Annotated in this window: 14 protein-coding genes; 5 read left to right on the top strand and 9 right to left on the bottom strand. The window is 59.7% G+C overall.

The window, feature by feature from the left end; genetic code table 11:
- Nucleotides 1–109: 109 nt before the first annotated feature.
- From ABKS89_RS13665 to ABKS89_RS13650, 4 genes are read right to left on the bottom strand one after another with little or no spacing between them, the layout of a single operon-like run.
- Nucleotides 110–1132: a YncE family protein gene (locus ABKS89_RS13665; protein ID WP_348589045.1), complete on the bottom strand. Its 1023-nt coding sequence runs from the start codon at nt 1130–1132 to the stop codon at nt 110–112.
- Nucleotides 1133–1156: 24 nt separating this feature from the next.
- Nucleotides 1157–2254, bottom strand: coding sequence for an NADH:flavin oxidoreductase/NADH oxidase (locus ABKS89_RS13660; protein WP_138216957.1), 1098 nt, complete (start codon nt 2252–2254; stop codon nt 1157–1159).
- 11 nt (nt 2255–2265) lie between these two features.
- Nucleotides 2266–3237, bottom strand: a complete 972-nt coding sequence (locus ABKS89_RS13655; RefSeq protein ID WP_138216958.1) for a zinc-binding dehydrogenase — start codon at nt 3235–3237, stop codon at nt 2266–2268.
- Nucleotides 3234–3734, bottom strand: a complete 501-nt coding sequence (locus ABKS89_RS13650; RefSeq protein WP_138216959.1) for a lactoylglutathione lyase family protein — start codon at nt 3732–3734, stop codon at nt 3234–3236. The genes ABKS89_RS13655 and ABKS89_RS13650 overlap by 4 nt, the downstream gene beginning before the upstream one ends.
- Nucleotides 3735–3830: 96 nt before the next feature.
- Here ABKS89_RS13650 and ABKS89_RS13645 point away from each other — a divergent pair, with 96 nt between their 5' ends.
- The 4 genes from ABKS89_RS13645 (at nt 3831) to ABKS89_RS13630 (ending at nt 9165) form a co-directional block, all read left to right on the top strand.
- Nucleotides 3831–4718, top strand: a complete 888-nt coding sequence (locus tag ABKS89_RS13645) for a LysR family transcriptional regulator (protein WP_138216960.1) — start codon at nt 3831–3833, stop codon at nt 4716–4718.
- 329 nt (nt 4719–5047) lie between these two features.
- On the top strand, nt 5048–5593 hold the full coding sequence (locus tag ABKS89_RS13640) for a sigma-70 family RNA polymerase sigma factor (RefSeq protein WP_138216961.1): 546 nt from the start codon (nt 5048–5050) through the stop codon (nt 5591–5593).
- Nucleotides 5590–6564, top strand: a complete 975-nt coding sequence (locus tag ABKS89_RS13635) for a FecR domain-containing protein (protein ID WP_348589046.1) — start codon at nt 5590–5592, stop codon at nt 6562–6564. The genes ABKS89_RS13640 and ABKS89_RS13635 overlap by 4 nt, the downstream gene beginning before the upstream one ends.
- Nucleotides 6565–6660: 96 nt before the next feature.
- On the top strand, nt 6661–9165 hold the full coding sequence (locus ABKS89_RS13630) for a TonB-dependent siderophore receptor (RefSeq protein WP_348589047.1): 2505 nt from the start codon (nt 6661–6663) through the stop codon (nt 9163–9165).
- A gap of 232 nt (nt 9166–9397) precedes the next feature.
- On the opposite strand, the gene ABKS89_RS13625 is transcribed toward ABKS89_RS13630, so the two are convergent.
- The 3 genes from ABKS89_RS13625 to ABKS89_RS13615 form a co-directional block, all read right to left on the bottom strand.
- A complete protein-coding gene (locus tag ABKS89_RS13625) occupies nt 9398–10153 on the bottom strand; it encodes a TorF family putative porin (RefSeq protein WP_348589048.1) in 756 nt (251 codons plus the stop codon).
- A 168-nt stretch (nt 10154–10321) separates the two neighbouring features.
- Nucleotides 10322–11644 (bottom strand): phosphotriesterase family protein, encoded by a 1323-nt coding sequence (locus ABKS89_RS13620; RefSeq protein WP_348589049.1) that lies wholly within the window; start codon nt 11642–11644, stop codon nt 10322–10324.
- A gap of 29 nt (nt 11645–11673) precedes the next feature.
- Nucleotides 11674–13206: a M28 family peptidase gene (locus ABKS89_RS13615; protein WP_348589050.1), complete on the bottom strand. Its 1533-nt coding sequence runs from the start codon at nt 13204–13206 to the stop codon at nt 11674–11676.
- Between the two features lie 100 nt (nt 13207–13306).
- Between ABKS89_RS13615 and ABKS89_RS13610 the strand changes: the two genes are divergently transcribed.
- The gene (locus tag ABKS89_RS13610; protein ID WP_348589051.1) at nt 13307–13489 is read left to right on the top strand and encodes a hypothetical protein; all 183 of its coding nucleotides are present in this window, start codon (nt 13307–13309) and stop codon (nt 13487–13489) included.
- 18 nt (nt 13490–13507) lie between these two features.
- Here ABKS89_RS13610 and ABKS89_RS13605 read toward each other — a convergent pair whose 3' ends face one another.
- Both ABKS89_RS13605 and ABKS89_RS13600 read right to left on the bottom strand, forming a co-directional pair.
- Nucleotides 13508–14167: a TetR/AcrR family transcriptional regulator gene (locus tag ABKS89_RS13605; RefSeq protein WP_348589052.1), complete on the bottom strand. Its 660-nt coding sequence runs from the start codon at nt 14165–14167 to the stop codon at nt 13508–13510.
- 99 nt (nt 14168–14266) lie between these two features.
- Nucleotides 14267–15361, bottom strand: a complete 1095-nt coding sequence (locus tag ABKS89_RS13600; protein ID WP_348589053.1) for a polyamine ABC transporter substrate-binding protein — start codon at nt 15359–15361, stop codon at nt 14267–14269.
- Nucleotides 15362–15942: the final 581 nt, after the last annotated feature.

Raw genomic sequence — 15942 nt, 5'->3', positions numbered from 1 at the left:
GATGGGTAGCTCATGGCAAAAGGATGACGACACCCAGCCATTAGCACCAATGATCACTTCTAACACCAGGCATAGTCATTACTAATACCCGCTGCGAATCAGCCGGGTTTCAACGCCGGGCTATCCCGACACCGTCAGGGCGTCCGACAGGGATGCGTCCTACCTCTTCTTGACTTGCCAGATCAATCACCGAAACCACGCTGTCGGGCGTACAGGAAATGAACGCGCGTCCTGTCGCTGCATCGATGAAGATTCCGGCGCCGCGCCCGATTTGCAGACGCTTGAGCGGCTTGCGAGTGGCGCTGTCATAGAACACCAGCGCGCCGGTTTTCACACTGACCACCAATACCTGCTTGCCATCGGGTGTGAACTTCAATCGATGGGCACCGTCCAGCCCGGTAGAAATCTGTGACGTTAGCCTTTCCGCCTGCACATCGACGATAGACAAGATGCCGCCGGGCGTAACAGTCCAAAGCTCCCGACCATCGGGAGAGACGTCGAATCCTTCGGCGCCCTTGCCCACCGACACCAAGGTCTGCACCCAGTCCAGCCGCGGCTTTGCCGCTGGCGGTAGGACTCCTGTTGGCGGCATGGCCGGCGCTACCATGCGCTGCTCGAGCAGGCTGACCGTACCGGAACCGACGTTGGTGGCGTACATATGCTTAGCGTCCGGACTCACGTACAGCATGTGCGTCGTGTCTTGTCCCGTGCCCATGACCCAGTCCACGCGTCCCTGCGCCGGATCGAAGCGCCCCACGGCCTTTGAGCCCTGAGCGGTGAACCAGAGCTTTCCGCCCACGTAGGCCAGCCCATGCGGGCCGATCAGCGGCAAGGTGCTGATCGGCGCCTGGGCGACGGCATGAGCCAGGTCGATCGCATCGATTTCGTGAAAGGCCCCATACCCCGGATTGGAAACGTAGGCCACACGCCCATCAGTCGTGACTTCCACTTCGTGCGGGTCAGGCCCTAGCGCAACCTGCGCGATCAGCTCGAAGTTGAGTGGATCACGGAGCTGGAGCTGGTGGTCGGTCTTGGAGGCAATCAGCAGCAACTGCTTAGGCGTTTCCGCTGCCATGGCGGCGACAGGTAGCACCACCAGCAGAGCCGACAGCAGTAGTTCACTCAGTTTCATCGAGCGCATCTCCTGGGGTGTATTTCAGCGGCTCTGGTAGCGTTCCAGCCAGTGTGCGTATGGCGCCGGTAACACCCACGTTGGCCGCTCGATCTCCAACGCCTGCGCCGCACGCAACGGCCAATGCGGATCTGCCAGGTGCATGCGCCCCACCATTACCAAGTCCATCTGCTCTTGGGCGACGACGCGCTCGGCATCCGCCGGCCGCTCGATGCCCCAGGACGATGCTACGGGAAGCCGCGCTTCACGGCGCACGCGCTCGGCAATCGGGGCAAGGAAGGCCGGCCCCCAAGGGATGTCGGTCTGCGGGATGGAGAAGCCGACGCTGACATTGAGCAGGTCTAGACCTTCATCGCGCATCAGGCGGGTCAGCTCGATGGATTCGGCGAGGGTCTGCTCGTCACGGCCGTCGAACTCGATGACACCGAACCGTGCGGTCAGCGGCAGGTATTCGGGCCAGACCTTGCGTACCGCGCGCAGGGTTTCCAAGAGGAAGCGGCTGCGCCCAGCGAAGTCCCCGCCGTATTCGTCATTGCGCTGGTTGGCGTGGACGCTGAAGAAGCTTTGCGCCAGGTAACCGTGGGCGAAATGCAACTCCAGCCATTCGAAGCCGGCGTCTCGGGCCCGCCGTGCAGCGGCAACGAAATCGCGCTGGACGCGCTCGATGTCTTCCCTGGTCATGGTGCGCGGCACTTTCGGCAAATTAGCGCCGAAGGCCAAAGCAGACGGTGCGATAGTCTGCCAGCCGCTGGGGTCGCCTTCGGCGATGTGATCGTCGCCTTCCCAAGGTCGGTGTGCGCTGGCTTTTCGTCCCGCGTGGGCAATCTGGATGCCCGGCACTGCGCCAGCGGCCTTGATCGAGGCGGCGATCTGCGCCATGCCCTCAGCCTGCTGATCATTCCACAGGCCGGTGCAGGCTGGTGTGATGCGTCCTTCGGGCGACACCGCGGTCGCCTCGACAATTACCAGTCCGGCGCCGCCGCGGGCTATACCGGAGTAGTGGGCTGGGTGCCAGTCATTGGTGAAACCGTTGCGGGCCATGTATTGGCACATGGGCGGTACGGCGATGCGGTTGCGCAGTTCGACGTCTTTGAGGCGGAACGGAGAGAACAGGGCGGACATGGACTTCTCGCTCAGAAAAGAATGACAGGTTTGCCGGAGAAACTGCGCTGCCGCAGGTCTGCAAGGCGCTCGGGCAACGATTCGAATTCGCCGATGACCAGCGGTTCGGTTTGCAGTTGTCCCTCGGCGGCGGCCAACAGCAATCGCTCACCGGCGGCTACTAGGCGCGCCCAGTCGACGTCGTCGCCGTGCCGGTGTAGTGCTCCCAGGGCCACTTCATGCATCGATAGCGCGCGACCGAATGGCGGGTTAGGCCAATCGCTGACGCGCCCCTGGATGCACAGCAGATGGCCATTGGCGCGCAGAGCCGGCACCAATCGCTGCGCATGGTCGCTGCCGATGCAGTCAATCAAGGCATGGAATCGCTCACCGGCTGCCCAAACTTCGTCATCGGCCAGCGGGCCGGGTAGCACCTGGGCGGCGCCCAACCGCTGCAGCCGCTGCCAGTGTCGCGAATGGCACATGACGCTGACCTGCACACCGCGTTCGCTGGCGAACTGCACCAGGTACTGGCCGACGGCGCCGCCGGCCCCGCTGATTAGCAGAAGGTCATCTTCGTGCAGCGGCAGCTTGTCGAGGGCCTGCCAGGCGGTCAGTGCCGGGCAAGGAAAGCCGGCGGCACGGGCGAAATCCAGCGCATCCGGCAGACACATCAGCACTCGCGCGGCAACGGGCGTATGCTCGGCAAAACTACCCGGCTTGTTCAGATCCTGGTGATAGGCCACGCGCCGCCCCAGCCAGTCTTCATCGATACCCTGACCGACCGCTATTACGGTGCCAGCGCCATCAACGCCGGGGATTTTCCCCGGCTGCCAATCCACCAGCTCACCGCCTAGAACCTTCCAATCCACGGGGTTCAGGCCGATGGCAGCGTTGCGCACCAGCACTTCACCCGGCGCGGGATCGAGCAACGCGCGGCTTTGCAACTGCAACTGCTGCGCCTGCGCACCTCCTTGCCAAGTCCAGGCCCGGGATGAACTCATTGGTAGGCACCAGCCGAATAGGTCAGCTCGTAGCTGTGGCTGTATATCTCCAGGATGTTGCCGAAGGGGTCTTCCATGTAAACCATGCGGAAGGGCTTCTCGCCAGGGAAGTACTCACGCACCGGCATTCGCTGCTTGCCGCCGGCGGCGACGATGCGGGCGGCCAAGCCCTCGACGTCCGGATCCTGCACGCAGAAATGGAAGACGCCGGTCTTCCAGTACTCGAAGTTGTTCTGCGGGCGCTCGGCATTGGGAAACTGAAATATCTCCACGCCAACGCGGTCACCAGTGGACAGGTGGGCGATGCGGAACGAGCCCCAGCCAGCGCCGAACACATCGGTGCACATCACGCCGATGGCGGAGTCGTCTTCGCTGATGGTGGTGGGCGGCATGATCAAGTACCAACCCAGGACTTGGGTGTAAAACTCAACGGCGGCGTCCAGGTCTGTGACGGCCAGGCCGATGTGGGAAAAGCTGCGGGGATAGGTGGCGCTCATGGCTCAGGCCTCGATGATACGGATGTATCACCAGCCTAGGGACGAACCGCTATAATGAAAACAACGCAGAAGTTATTGAACCAATAAGAGATCGTTATGCTTAATCCCCAGTGGCTGCGCACTTTTTCCACTCTGGCTGAGGTCGGCAGCTTCACGCGCAGCGCCGACCGCCTAGACCTCACCCAGGCCGCCGTCAGCCAGCACATCCGCCATCTGGAAGAACAACTCGGCCCTTTGTTGATCCGCCGGCCGCGCCTACTGGAATTGACGCCTGCCGGTCAGGCACTGCTTCGTTACTGCGCCGAGGTGAACCAGGCGGATCGCCGCCTGCGCCAAGAGCTGGAAGGCGCCGATGCCGAACACGGAGAAATCGCTCTGATCAGCCCCGGCAGCATCGGCCTGTTCCTCTATCCGCTGCTACTGGAGATGCAGAAGGCCACGCCTGGGCTGGTCGTGCGCCACCGTTTCGCGCCTGACAGCGAGGTGCTGAGCGCTGTGCTGGAAAACCACTATGAACTGGGCCTGCTCAGCTTCAAGCCTGACGACCCGCGCCTGAGCGCGAGGCTATTTGCCGAGGAACCGCTGGAACTGGTGGTGCCGGCGGGAATCGAGGTGCACGACTGGCAAAGCCTGGAGCGCTTGGGTTTCATCGACCACCCCGACGGCCAGGCCATGGCTGGCCGCCTGCTCAGCCGCCGTTTCCCCGGCAACCCTGGGCTCCGTAATCTGCCGCTGCACGGCTTCAGCAACCAGATCGGGCTGATCCTCGAGCCGGTCGCCCGCGGCCTCGGCTTCACCGTCTTGCCGCGCTACGCCCGACAGGCATTCGTCCGGCAGGCCGAGATCGCCGTAATGGAATGTGGCGCCCCGGTGGTGGACAAACTCTGGCTGATCCATCGAGCGGAGTGGCCCCTCTCACGGCGGGCAGCTAAATCGATCGAAAGACTCACTCTTCATATTTCCTCGCTTACTCGGCCGAGTTGAAGCAGTTAGCACCTCTCAATCGCATTAATTATCGGCTGGAACCGCAAACGAGGCGCGGGAGCTTTGCCGTCTATGTCTGCGATTGGTCGGCAGGTGCCCATCACCGTTGGCCGCAAGCGGTCAGAAGCAGCAATCCCCCAATTCCACATAAATTTAGAGGCTGGATGAACTCGACCCACATGGTCGCGGGCACTACGGCGCCGCCGTCTGAGATCGGCCAATAGCACACATGTGACGTCTCGATCGCGCCCTGGTGTACCCACCACTCCCCGTAATCCGTTTTTCTTGCCGATGCATCAACGCCCACTTAAGATGCGATAACTTCTCATATGCAAGTCGTTATCACGCAAGGATTCGCGTTGCCCTCTCCGTCTGTCTCCAGCACCCGGCACACCGAGCTCCAGACCCTGTATCTCGATCATCACGCCTGGTTGCTTGGCTGGTTGCGCAAGCGGCTGCGTCATGCGGATAACGCTGCCGATCTGGCCCACGATACATTTGTGCATATCCTCGGCAAGCCGCTACCACTGCAGGAGGTACGGCAACCTCGCGCCTGGCTGAGTGTCATCGCAAGAGGACTGCTGATTGACCGAGTGCGCCGCCAACGCATCGAGCAGGCCTATCTGGAGGCTATCGCCTGCTTGCCCGAGGCGGAGGTACCTTCCCCGGAAACACAGCTGATCCTGCTGGAAACCCTCGCATGCATCGATGCCCTGCTCGATGGCTTGGCTCCGAAGGTACGCAGCGCGTTCCTGCTGTCGCGGCTGGAGGGTCTGGGCTACAAGGAGATCGCCGAACGTCTGGGCGTGAGCCTGAGCTCGGTGGAGAAATACATGGCCACCGCTATCCGCCACTGCTTCCTGGCCCAGCGATGAGCAGCAGAGAGTTGCCGGATGCGGTGCTCGACCAGGCCATCGGCTGGCTGGTGCGTCTGCAATCGGGCTATGCGGACGAACAAACGCACGCCGACTGTCTGCTCTGGCGGCAGGCCGCCCCCCTACACGAAACCGCCTGGCAAGCCTTGCAGTCCAGCGAATCGGCCTTCGGGCGCATGGCCGAACTACCCGGCGGGGTCGCGCTGGATATCCTGCAGCGTCTGCAGGGCAAGCGCCACGGCCGCCGCCAGGCCCTCAAGATGCTGGGTTTCGGCGTGGCAATCAGCGGCCTGGGTGGCTGGGGAATGCGCGAGCGCCCGCTGGCAACCTGGGGCGCAGACTACGTCACCGGCGTCGGCGAACATCAGCAGTTCTTTCTGGGCGACGACACTCGTCTGCAACTCAATACCTCCAGCGCAGTGGACGTGCGATTTACCGCACAGCGACGAACGATCACCTTGCTGCGTGGCGAGATCTTCATCGATTCGGGGAAGGACAGTGACGCACCGGCGGGGTACCGCAGCCTCTGGGTAGAGAGCCGTCATACCCGATTGCAGGCTATCGGCACTGCCTTTTCCGTGCGCGATGAAGCCGATGCAACTCGCCTGCGGGTCGAGGACGGGATCGTCGCCATCCATCGTGCAGAGGCGCCGCCGATCCGGGTGATGGCGGGTGAGGAATATCTGATCCTCGATTCCAGCACTCACCAGGTCGAACACAGCACCATGAACGCCAGTGCTTGGACACGAGGCCAGCTTGTGGCGAAACGGATGCGAATGGCCGATCTGATCGAGGAAATCGGACGCTACCGTCAGGGATGGCTCAGTTGCGATCCATCCATTGCCGACCTGGAAGTCTCGGGCGTCTTCCAGCTCGACGACATCGACAACGTCCTCGACGCCCTGAGCGACTCAATGCCACTGCGCGTCCAGCGCTTCACACCGCTGTGGACTCGTGTCGTCGCTCGCTGAACTGAATGCAAAAACTTCTCGATAACGATTACGGGTTTTTCCGAGCCCTTCGGCAAACAGGAAAACACACTGTCATTGCCAAGGAGCGCGTTGTCCATGTCATCTCTTTCCTCGCCGCCGCGAGCATTTCGCCGTGCCACCCTCGCCCTCACCCTTCGCAGCATTCTGCTGGGTAGCGTCACGGTCGGGTCACTGACCAGCTTCGACGTGCAAGCCGAGCAACCCTCCTCCCATCGCTATGATCTGCCTGCCAGCTCCCTGGAAGACTCGCTGAACGGCTTCGCCCAGGCTGCCGGCATCACGCTGCCATTCGACCCCGCGCTGACTCAGGGCAAGCGGGCTTCTGCCCTGCGTGGAGAGTTCGAGGTTCAGGAGGGCCTGAACTACCTGCTGAAAGGCACGGGTCTGATTGCAGAAAGGAATGCGAGCGGGAACTGGAGCATCCGTCGAGCTCCTGCCACCGAAGCAGCGCTGGAATTGAGCGATCTTACCGTGGTCGGCCAAGGACTCGGCGCGACCTCCGAGGGGACAGGCTCGTACACCAACGGCAGCTCCAATAGCGCCACCGGACTGAACCTCTCGCTACGCGAAACGCCGCAGACAGTCAGCGTAATCACCCGTCAGCGCATGGACGACCAGAACCTGCGCAGCCTCGGCCAGGTGCTGCAGCAAACACCTGGCATCAATGTGCAGAGCCCCGGCAGCGAGCGCCTCTATGTGTTCTCCCGTGGCCTGGCGGTGGACAATTACCAGTACGACGGCATGCCGACGACTTCCTTCGCCTTTACCCAGGCGTTGCCACAGGCACTGTCGGACATGGCCATCTACGACAGGGTGGAAGTACTGCGCGGGGCGACCGGCCTGTTGTCGGGCAGTGGTGATCCGTCCGGCACGGTCAACCTGGTGCGCAAGAAACCCACCAGCAACTTCCAGGGACATGTCGAGGCTGGCATCGGCTCCTGGGATCTGTATCGGGGCGAGGTCGATGTCTCCGGCCCGCTCAACGCCGGCGCATCAGTGCGAGGTCGCGCAGTGGCGGCTTATCAGCAGGGCAACAGCTTCACCGACTATTTGCAGCAGGAGAAGACCATCGGTTACGGCGTGCTCGAAGCCGATCTGGACGAAGACACGCTGCTGACCGTCGGCCTTGACTACCTACGCAGCGACCCACGTGGTTTCTCCACCACCGGCCTGCCCGTGGTGGACAGCCAGGGCAACCAGTTCAAGGCATCCCGCCATGCGAACCCTGCCAGTCGCGACAGCACCAACCTGCAGGAGTCGGTCAATGCCTTCGCCTCGCTGGAGCGCAAGTTGGCCTACGACTGGAAGCTGAAGGTTTCAGCCAACTACCTGTACGGCACCCGCGATTACGACTCGATCATTGTCGGCACCACCACCGGTTTCGTGAACGCCCAGACCGGCAACGGCCTGACCTACACCGCGACCAAGGGCGACAACACCCAGGAGCAGAAAGGACTGGATGTAATGGCCAGCGGCCCCTTCCAATGGCTGGGTCGCGAGCACGAACTGGTCTTCGGCTTCAACCTCCAGGACTACGAGAACCGCCGTAACGGCTTCGGCAATCTGTTGCCCAATGGCACCAGCAACAACGGAGTCAGTGGCAAGCCGGTCAACATCTACACCTGGGACAACTACGCACCGACCGCCAGCTACAACTTCAACCGCGAGGATGACAATATCGACCAGTGGCAGACCGGCGTGTACCTGGCGACGCGGCTCAAGCCCACCGACGACCTTTCGGTGATCCTCGGTTCTCGGGTTTCCGATTACCGTTACGATGCAGAGTTGGTCTACCACGTTGCCAGTCTGGTGCCGTACGGCACCGACGATCAGGTGCGCGTCCACGGCGAAGTCACGCCCTACGCCGGCATCGTTTACGACCTCAACGACAACCACTCGGTGTATGCCAGCTACACCAGCATTTTCAAGCCGCAGCCCTACCGCGACCGCTCCGGCAAGCTGCTCGACCCGCGTCAGGGCGACAACTACGAGATCGGCCTGAAAAGCGAGTTCTACGACGGCCGCTTGAACACCTCGGCGGCACTGTTCGAGGTCAAACTGGACAACGACGCCATCGCCGACGGTACCGTAGAAGGCAATGACCTCATTACCGCCTACCGCGCCTCGAAAACCACCACCAAGGGCATCGACCTGGAAGCCAGTGGAGAGCTGCTGCCGGACTGGAATCTGGCAGCCAGCTATAGCCATAGCGTGGTCAAGGACGCCGACCACGAGCGAGTGAAAACCACCATTCCCACTGATCTGGTGAAGGTTTTCACCACCTACCGCCTGCCCGGTGAACTGGAAAGACTGACCATCGGTGGCGGGGTCAACTGGCAGAGCGGTATCCACATGACCGTAGACTCCTGGCGTCTGCCAGGGCCGGCGAAGGTCAAACAGAGTGACTACGCCACCGTCAACCTGATGGGCCGTTATGACATCACCCGCCAATGGTCAGCCACTGCGACAGTCAACAACCTGTTCGACAAGAAGTACATCAGTTCACTCGACGAGAACTTCTACAGCGGCTCCTGGGGCGATCCACGCAACTTCATGCTGAGTACGCGTTACGAGTTTTAACCACATGAGCACCTAAAAGACGCGGTTGGCAGAAACCACCCACTCAGCGCCGAAAGATGCCCCACTCAGTGGGGTATCTTGCTCGGATGCCTTAAGCGCGGTGTGGAGCCAGCGTCCGCTATGGGTCGGTAGCTAACGCTCTCCAGAGGCAGAAAACGGCCAGAAGCGGTCGTTGACGCCATGGAGCGGCGGGCGGAGCTTCCCCGCCTGGGCAGCGAGGAAGCTCGTCCTTTCAGAAGGTCTTGCTGACGCCGAAGACCACAGTAGCCGAGCAGGAATCTTTGTAGCCCGTGGCGGAAGTGCATTCCGACTTCGACAGATCCGTGTCGATGTAGCTGGCGAAGACATTTACGCCGTAGAGCTCTTTGGAAAGCTTCACTTCCCAATCAGAGTACTGACTACGGGCCTCACCACTGTTTGAGTAGAACGCATCGATCCGCACGTCGCTGTATCCGTAGCGCACGAGGAGGTTCGTTTCATACGGCAACGAGAAGTTGTAGCCCAGCGACCAGTTGGAGTTGTTCGGGAGGTGGCCCCGGAAATCAAAATCGTACGTGTAATTCAGCAGGAAACCGTACGCCCCCAACTCAGCACCGAACTCGTTGAAGTCATCGTAGGCTGCTTTGGGGTACTCGTAGCGGCCGACGTAGGTGTCGAGATAGACATCCTCCGAGAACGGAATGGTGATGCCGACGTAGTACATGTCCTCGCGTCGAGCATTCGAGCCGAAGTCCACATTACTGGAGAACACGCCGACGTATGCGCCGGTTGAGTGCTGCAGAATCGCCTCCCCCTGGATCGCTGGATCACCCTTGGTTTGAGATATGCCGGTATCGCGATAGTCGCTCACCGCGGTGAGGGTGACGTCCAGGGAGAAGTCTTCGCTAACCTGGAAGGCCTGGGCTGAGTTGCCTGCGGCCAGCGCGGAAACCCCAGTGAAAATCAAAGCGGCACGCCTGGCTTTGGAAGCCGCCATCGAACATTTCATGCAGTGTTCCTCATTGTTGTTTTAAACACAGCGGCTGAAAAAAGGGCAAAGTCACCCGCAGAACCAATTCGGTCCTGTTTGAAGGTCTTGTTGATGTCGAAGCTTTAAATTGCCCTGCTGACTACCGGCAAGTCGGCCAGCTCTTGAGAGGAGCGGACCTCCTCTGCCTCAGAATGCGAGCATCCGTGCCGGTGTATGGATCAGGATCTGATCGATCTCCTTCTGGGTCAGACCGTTTTCCATGAGTTTCGGAACCACGTAGTTCAACAGCTGCCCGATCCCCGCTCCGCCGTATTTCCTCGCGGAGTTACGCATCCACAAATCAGTGCCCATAACGATGCGATCGCCATATCCCGCCTTCACGTACTGGTAGATGGCAGCCATCGCCAGCGGATCGTAGGAAGGGGCGAGATTCTCGCGGGAATCGACCCAGGAATTCGCCGAGCCGAACAGATCGAAAGAGAGAATGAACCCTCGATCCATGGCCCAGTAGCCAATGTCGAAGTTGGGTGTGAATGCCTTCGGGTTGTGCATCAACGTGCTGAAGTCCAGAGGCGCCAAGGCAGTCGAGAAGTGCGCCAGGATCATGCGGTCCTTCGGCATGCCGAACTTGGTTGCCATGCCCAGAAACTCCTTCAGAGTCTCCGTGCCCAGCAGGTAAGCATGTACCGTGACCGGAACCCCCGTATTGCGGGAGACCTTCGCAGCCGCCTCGAGGCCACGGAGCAGCGGCAGATCCTCTGTGGCCTTGACGCCAAACTGCTCGCTTTCTGCAAGCAGCTTGATGTGGCCACAGTGCACGTCGGTATCGTCAATGCCGACGAAGATTTCCTTCTCGAAAAATCCGGCCAACTCGCCGACATTCATTTTCTTGTACTTGGCGGGCAGCAACACGTGCGAGTTGATGCCGGTACTCATGATGATGTTGACGCCGGTCTCCTCCGACATCTGACGAACCACCAGCGGGCTGCCGCGCTCGTAGGTCGGGCTGCAGTCCAGGATCGACTTGCCGCCCAACGAGGCAAAGTCGCGCATCTCGCCGAGCATCATCTCCTTGTCGAGCAGGAACTGGTCCTCGCCATTCGCGTAGTAGTGCGTCAGGTAACCGCGGCTCTTCAAGGTGATGGGGTTCCCCTTCTCGGGGAAGAAGCTCTCCGGAACCTCGCCCGGATCGGCCAGCATCGCCATTTCCTTGAGCGTCTCGGCATCGAACATCATCAACGACTCAGCAACGCCGGGGATTTTGTCCCGCAGCACATGCTCATGCATGTCGGTGATGCCCAGGGTTTCAGCTGCCATCAGGCCGCGAACGGTACGAACGTTCTTGCCACCAGCCCTGGCGGCGACGGGGCCAGGGAAAATCTTTCTCCCCGGCGCAGGAGTCGGCTCGCTCGAACAGCTCGCCAACAATCCTCCCGCCACACCTGCGAGTGCGACGGTCCCGGACATCCTGAGAAACTCACGACGGCTTTTTAAGCTACGGCTTTTCATGATCCACTCCGGTTGAAAGGGCCAGGCGATTACTTCTCGTCGCGACCGATCTTGTCGGCCGGCATCTTGTCGAGCGAGTCGAGCAGATCAGCTACCAGCACCGCAGTAGGCTGAAGCTCCTCGACGGCCACCTTGTCCAGAGTGTCGGCAATGTCGTAGAGATACACCGGCGCTGAGATCAGGCTGATCACTGGCATGCCGGTTTTGAGCTGGATGGGCCCCACATCGGTGGGTAGACCTTCATCGTCATCAAACAGCTTGGTCGACATCACCATCGAACGTCGATAGTCGTGTTGCTCGACCTTCTCACTGGTGAGATCAATCAGGGACGGAGACGTGATGAAGATGCGCGGATCGACCTGACCAGTCATGACAGCCTTGCCGTCCTTCACCTCCATCTCGCGGGCAATGTGCTCGACAGTGACGTTGGCAAGTACGTTCACACCCGCTCCGAGGATGTTCTTCTTCACGAAGTCCTCATGCGCCTCATAGCCGGTGAAGTGGCTATCCATCACCACGAACATCATGCTGCGATCGCGGCTTTTGGGCGGTTGCTTGCCGTAGTACTGAGCCAGTGCCAGGACCTCGGAGACGCCGCTCGCGTCTTCTACGGCTCCCATGAAACCAGAGTCGTGGTGGGACTGGACCATGAGGGTTTCGGCACTTTTGCCAGGAAGGAAACCCACCACCGTGCGGTACTGAACCTTCTTGACGTCGCCTTCCAGAACCAGGCGACCTGTCGCGTTGGGCTTGGCCTTGAGGATCTCCTTGAGAGCTTCACCGTCTTCGTGGCTTACCCACATCCCCGGGATGCTCAGGTACAGATCGTCGCTGACAAAGTACGCGAGGTCTTCGTTGTAGAAGCGATTGCTGTTGAAGTAGTTGGAGAGGATGCCGACGAAGCCGACAGCACCACCCTCAATGGCCGAGGCCATGTTGTAGGGGTAGTTGTTCGGGGTGAACGGATCCAGGCGGTCAGACAGTCCCAAGGTCTTGGCGGGGTCGTAGACCGTATCGGCACCGAGCCGCATCTTGGCCATGCTGATCTCGCCGAGTTCAACATCGGCAACCACGATCTTGCCTTTTACATCCAGCCCCTTCAGGTCTTTGCGGTCGCCAACGTAGATGAATTCAGCCTGGCGGCCGCCTGAGCCGGTACTGAACTCGCCCTCCTTGCCCGAGTGGAAGCTGTGGCGCATGTAGAAGGCCGGAATGCCCTTGCCATCAACATCCAGGCCCCACTTCTCTGCATCCCACTGATAGGTGTCACCCTTCTCGATGGTGATGTTAGTCAGGCCGAAATCTTTGAATTTGCTGGCGATGTAGCCGGCTGTTCTGACGTTTGCTTCGCTGCCGGTGCGACGTGGACCGAAGTCGGTGATGTCCTGGATGAAACCGAAGATTTCCCCGTTGGACGGCATGCCGGGCAAGCTCGAACGGGCAACCTGAGTTTCCACTTGAGCGCCCGCCTGGTAGCTGCATGAGGAGATGAGGAGAGCGGTTACTGCCAGCAAACCGGCGCAAAAACGGCCTGACGCTTGGCGCTTTATCGTAAGTTTCATGCGGGTTCCGTCGATTTGTAATTTTTATGTCGCGGCACTACCGAAGGGCGTTCTGCAGCGCCCGCGTATCCGATGCCCCTACTCGAGCGGGGAGCTTCCAATGGTCGAAGCTCAAACGGCCACTCTGCGCGGGTGGCCCTACTATATCGCCTTCGCAGAAAAAAGAAAGCGATCACTCGCTTTTAAAATTTCGCGCATCAATCTGGCGAACGAAGGCGCATTGATCACTCAATGTGGAGAGGAAGATAACGGGGGAAACGAAACCGACTTACCAGTGGGATGATGAACAGAACGCTTCTGTCTATTGCCCTGCTTTGCCACGAAGCAGCTCGATTTCTCTGCACACCAGATCGATCAGAATTTCGAGCTTTTCCGAAGCCCGATCGTCAGCGCCCATGCCATGGTTGAAGGCGAGGTACTCCAGGCTGGAGTAGATCATCTGGCTGATGAACTGGATTGCCACGCCATTCTCGAGCTCCGGAAAGTAGAACGTGAGATCCCCGGCAACCACGTCAGACTCGATGATAGGACGCAGTGCGTCGAGGAGCTGAGGGTCAGTCCGGGTCTCGTCCCAGACTTCATCAATAGCCTTGAACTGCGGGGTCTGTACGAACCCCCAATAGCCCTCGATGAAGAAGCGAACCCGCTCACGGGTTGAGGAGTTCATCAGCTCCTCCGTCATGTGCTCTACAGCCATTTTCCGGGCCTGAGCTTCCACGTAGCCGACCATCGATGCCATCAAGCTCACCTTGGTCGGGAAGCGCTTGAAGAGTCCGCCGTGGGAAATCTCCGCACGCTTGGCGACTTCCTGGGTGCTGGTCTTGCTGTATCCGGACTCGGCCACGCACTCCTGCGCAGCACGCAGAATCCTGTGATAGGTATCCAGACTCCGACGCTGTTTCGGCAACGGGATCCCGCACATTTCAAGCATGCTGATCACTACGTCGTCGTTGGTCTTCATCGATTGAAATTCCGCTGCTGATTTCTGAGAGATGCTGCCGGTAGTGCCGCATGGTAATAGGACCAGACGATCTCACCCAGCCTAATCATCGCCATATTTCTAGATTCCACTCTTGACCGAAACCCAGGCGCGCACGACATAGCGCACGTACTGCGGGGCAGGCTGAACTGCTACGTAGAGACGTTGCATCGTCAGCGGCGTGGGATAAACCACTTCGTTCTGCGCAATGGACGCAGGCAAGAACTGCCTCGAAGCAGGCGTGGGATTGGCGTATCCGGTGTAGGCCGTGACCTTTGCAATGTTCTGAGGATCAAGGAGGAAGTTAATGAAGGCATGAGCGTCTTCCTTGTGCGGCGCATCTGCCGGAATGGCCAGGACATCGAACCAGACGTTGCCCCCTTCCTTGGGCACCACATACTCCAAATGGACTCCGTTGTTGGCTTCGTTTGCACGCTCGATTGCCTGTACGCCATCGCCAGAGTTGGCCATCGCCAGGCAGATTTCGCCATTGGCCAGATCACTTACGAACTTTGACGAGTGGAAGTAGCTGATATAGGGCCTGATCTTCTTGATCAGCGCCGTCGCATCCTCGTAATCGTGAAGGGTCGCACTGCTGACATCCCTGCCAAGGTAATGGATCGCAGCGCCGTAAAGCTCATCTGGCGAGTCCATCACCGCGACGCCGCACCGATGCAGCTTCTTCATCGTGTTCGGATCGAACAAGGCAGACCAGGAATCAATGGTGTCGACGCCCAGCACCTTTCGGATCTTGTCCTTGTTGTAGACAAGCCCTCCTGTTCCCCACAGGTAAGGCACCGCATAGAGATTGCCGGGGTCATTCTTGGCAAGTTGCCTGAGGATCTCAGAATCGAGATTCCGATAGTTGGGAAGCAGAGATCGATCTAGGGGAGAAAACACTCCTGCCTGAATCTGCCGGCTCAGAAAATGGCTGCTTGGGACTACTACATCGTATCCAGAGTGGCCAGCTAGAAGCTTGGCCTCCAGCGTCTCGTTGGCATCAAAAATGTCATAGGAGGGCCGGATACCAGTCACGCTCCGAAAATCTCTCAGCGTGGTTTCGCCGATGTAGTCGGACCAGTTGTAGATGTTGACCCGCCCGCTCTCGGCAACGGCGTTGGTACCTGCCAGGAATGCCACCGAGAGCGCCAATTGAAGCAATCGCTTCGCGGTCATCTTCTTCCCCACATTCTTATTTTTTGAGTTCGTGCGTGGGCTACTCGTTGAATGGCCCTGTCTTCCAGCTTACCGACATTGCCAATCAAAAAGCGAGCGAACACTTTCTTTAGATATCTAAGCCATCAAGCGATCGGCGGCGAGCAAAAAAGGTCCGCTGGCCATATCCGAGAGAGGGACACAATCAACGCGAGCTGCTTCCTGGCTGTCGTTGCCGCTTTGGCCGATGCAGCTCACTAGCGAGCATCAACTTCGGGTCGATAGCTGTCGCCGGAAGTGAGTGAGGGCCCCTAAGGCACTAGGGGCCGATGAAGGTGATTAGATCCCCGCTTCCCCGCTATCTACGAGGATTCCCCCTGGTCGGTTGTTGTTTCATCGTTCCCCTGAAACCCGTAATTACGCAGTCTCCAAGCGATCGATATACCAACCTGGGCCATGAATTCCGCAACCGTGCTCCTTGTCTACCGCCCAGTGACTGAAACCAGCCAGAATCGGAAATTCCCTTTAGCGAAGCCAGTGTACGGTGAGGTCTGGTAGCCGCAGCTCATCGCCAGAGGCGCCGCAATTTTTACATCGCAGAC

Source organism: Pseudomonas sp. LABIM340 (assembly GCF_040017195.2).
GTDB lineage: Bacteria > Pseudomonadota > Gammaproteobacteria > Pseudomonadales > Pseudomonadaceae > Pseudomonas.
The sequence above is the reverse complement of the archived record's forward strand: the minus strand, read 5'-3'. Positions and strand labels throughout refer to the sequence as shown.